The sequence below is a fragment of the uncultured Brevundimonas sp. genome (genome assembly GCF_937870815.1).
Classification (GTDB): domain Bacteria; phylum Pseudomonadota; class Alphaproteobacteria; order Caulobacterales; family Caulobacteraceae; genus Brevundimonas.
Map to the genome: position 1 here is coordinate 1 of NZ_CALMZS010000170.1, position 2,796 is coordinate 2,796.

General features: G+C 73.3%; 3 protein-coding genes. 2 read left to right on the forward strand and 1 reads right to left on the reverse strand.

What is annotated here, in order from left to right:
• On the forward strand, positions 1-413 hold a 413-nt coding region (locus Q0588_RS11190; RefSeq protein WP_298746053.1), incomplete at its 5' end, for a thioredoxin family protein.
• 26 nt (positions 414-439) lie between these two features.
• Here the strand turns inward: Q0588_RS11190 and Q0588_RS11195 are convergent.
• A complete protein-coding gene (locus Q0588_RS11195; protein ID WP_298746055.1) occupies positions 440-916 on the reverse strand; it encodes a hypothetical protein in 477 nt (158 codons plus the stop codon).
• Between the two features lie 103 nt (positions 917-1,019).
• On the opposite strand from Q0588_RS11195, the gene pgi reads away from it, so the two are divergent.
• Positions 1,020-2,645 carry a glucose-6-phosphate isomerase gene (pgi, locus tag Q0588_RS11200; protein ID WP_298746058.1) on the forward strand — a complete coding sequence of 542 codons (1,626 nt, stop codon included), beginning with the start codon at positions 1,020-1,022 and terminating at the stop codon, positions 2,643-2,645.
• The last annotated feature ends 151 nt before the right edge of the window (positions 2,646-2,796 follow it).

Genomic DNA, 2,796 nt, shown 5'->3' on the forward strand with positions numbered 1-2,796 from the left:
CCGTGGCCGCGCGCCTGCCGACCGCCGCCCCCGGAACGGCGGCCGCGCCCGGCAACGGACCCGCCGCCGCGCCATGGTCGGCCGCGGCGGTGGACGCGGCCCTGGCCGAGGGCCGGCCGGTGCTGGTCAATTTCACCGCCGACTGGTGCGTGACCTGCAAGATCAATGAGGCGGGCGCCCTGACCTCGCCGCGAACGACCGAGGCGTTCCGCGCCGCCGACGCCGTCTATCTGGTCGGCGACTGGACCCTGCGCGACGACGCCATCACCGCCGAACTGGAGCGCCACCGCCGCTCGGGCGTGCCGCTCTACCTGGTCTACACGCCCGGCGAGGCGCAGCCGCGCATCCTGCCGCAGCTGCTCACCGAGGGGGTGGTGATCGAGGCGCTGGAGGACGCCGGCTCAGGGACCTAGCGGTCCCTCTCCCATGGGGAGAGGGATCACACCTCCGGCTGCGGCGGGGCGGTGATGACCTCGACATTGTCGTCGAGCAGATAGTGGAGCTCGTCCAGGGCGACGCGGCGTTCGGCCGGGCTGGAGGCCGCCTCCACGGCCCCGAGCTTGACCGGAATGTCCTCGGCGATGCCGCGCAGGATGCATTTCAGGTCGCCGTCGACACCGCGCGCCTTGAGGACCAGATGGCCCTGCATGTCCAGCGCGGCGAGTTCGGCGGCGCGGGCCCTGAAGCCGGCGAAATCGGGCCCGGCGAAGAAGTCGGGCCGATCAGCGGCGCCGGCCGCCATCCAGGCCTGGACCTCGCCGCGCAGCACGCCGGAGCGGGCGACGATGTCGGCGAACAGGGGCTCGCCGGCGACGGAGACCGGGGCGTCGGCGGCGGCCGGCGGCCGGGCCGCGGCCGCGGCCACGGTGGGGTCGGAGAGCAGCAGGGAGACGGCCAGGGCGACGCCGCAGGACATGGCGGACCTCATTTGTTTGGCCGAATCGCGGTTTCGGCGTTGAACCGGCTTACGCCCCACCCGTAAACGAGGGTTTACCCTCCCCCTCGCCCGGAGTCCGCCCATGACCGCCCGCTCGCAGGCCCTGGAGATGCTCCGCGCCGTCGCGCGCAAGGACGCCGGCACGCGCATCGTCCACCAGTTCGCGGCCGATCCCCGCCGCACCGAACGGATGGGCGTCGAGGCGGCCGGCCTGTATCTCGACCTGTCCAAGCAGAGCTGGACCGCCGAGGGGTTCGAGGCCGCGCTGGACCTGGTCCGCGCCTGCGACATCGAGGGACGGCGGGCGGCCCTGTTCGGCGGCGAGGCGGTCAACAACACCGAAGGCCGGGCCGTGCTGCACCCGGCCCTGCGCGCCGCCGACGACGCCGATTTCCGGGCGCTGGGCGAGCCGGTCTCGAAAGCGGTGGCGGCGACCCGCGCGGAGATGGCGAAATTCGCCGCCGACATCGGCTCCGGGGCCGAGACCGGCGGGGCCAAACAGCCGTTCGCCGCCATCGTCCACATCGGCATCGGCGGCTCGGACCTCGGGCCGCGCCTGCTGTGGGACGCGCTGCGGCCGCTGGAGCCGACCATCGACCTGCGCTTCGTGGCCAACATCGATCCGCGCGACATGGGCGAGGCCCTGGCCGGGCTGGATCCGGAGACCACCCTGGTGGTGGTCGTCTCCAAGACCTTCACCACCCAGGAGACCCTGGCCAACGCCGACCTGGCCAAGGCCTGGCTGGCGGAGAGCCTTTCCGCCAAGCGGATGGCGCGCCACCTGATCGGCGTCACCGCCGCGCCGGAGAAGGCCGGCGCCTGGGGCTGCGGCCGCACCTTCGGCTTCCGCGACTGGGTCGGCGGCCGCTATTCGCTGTGGTCGGCGGTCAGCCTGTCCGTGGCGGTGGCGCTGGGCTGGGACGTGTTCGAGCGGGTGCTGGCCGGGGCCCGGGCCATGGACGCGCATTTCCTGACCGCCGATCTGGAGCGCAACGCCCCGGTGCTGCTGGCTCTGGCGCAGGTCTACAATGTCGAGGGCCGCGGCCGTCACGCCCGCACGGTGGCCCCCTACGCCCACGGCCTGCGCCGCCTGCCGGCCTTCCTGCAGCAGCTGGAGATGGAGTCGAACGGCAAGCGGGTGAAGCGCGACGGCTCGCCGGTCGACACCGCCACCGGCCCGATCGTGTTCGGCGAGCCGGGCACCAACGGCCAGCACGCCTTCTTCCAGCAGATCCACCAGGGCCCGCAGGTGGTCCCGGCCGAATTCATCGTGGTGCGGCACACCTCGGACGGCGCGGTGGACGCGCGCGAGGGCGACGCGCCGCTGTGGTCGAACGCCCTGGCCCAGGCCCAGGCCCTGATGGTCGGCAAGACCGGGGCCGAGGCCCGGGCCGAGCTGATCGCCGCCGGCGCCGATGCGGCCGAGGCCGACCGGCTGGCCCCGCACAGGACCTTCCCCGGCGACCGGCCCTCCACGACGATATTGATGGACGCCCTGACCCCCGAGGCGGTCGGCGCCCTGATCGCCCTCTACGAGCACAAGACCTTCGTCGAGGGGGTGATCTGGGACGTCAACAGCTTCGACCAGTGGGGCGTCGAACTGGGCAAGGTGCTGGCCAGGGCGATCCTGGAAGACGTGCGGGCGGGGGAGCCGTCCGGAGGGCTGGATCCGTCGACGGCCGAGCTGATGAAGCGGCTGATGGTGTGAGACGGCGCGGGGTCTTCACCCGGTCGGCGGTGGACGGGACGCGGACCTGCCCCCGTCTTGCGCATGGGGACATGAAAAGGCGGACGCCGTCGCCGGCGTCCGCCTTCCCCGCCCATGCCCGGCCCTGCTCATGCGGCCGGGCGAAAGGGAG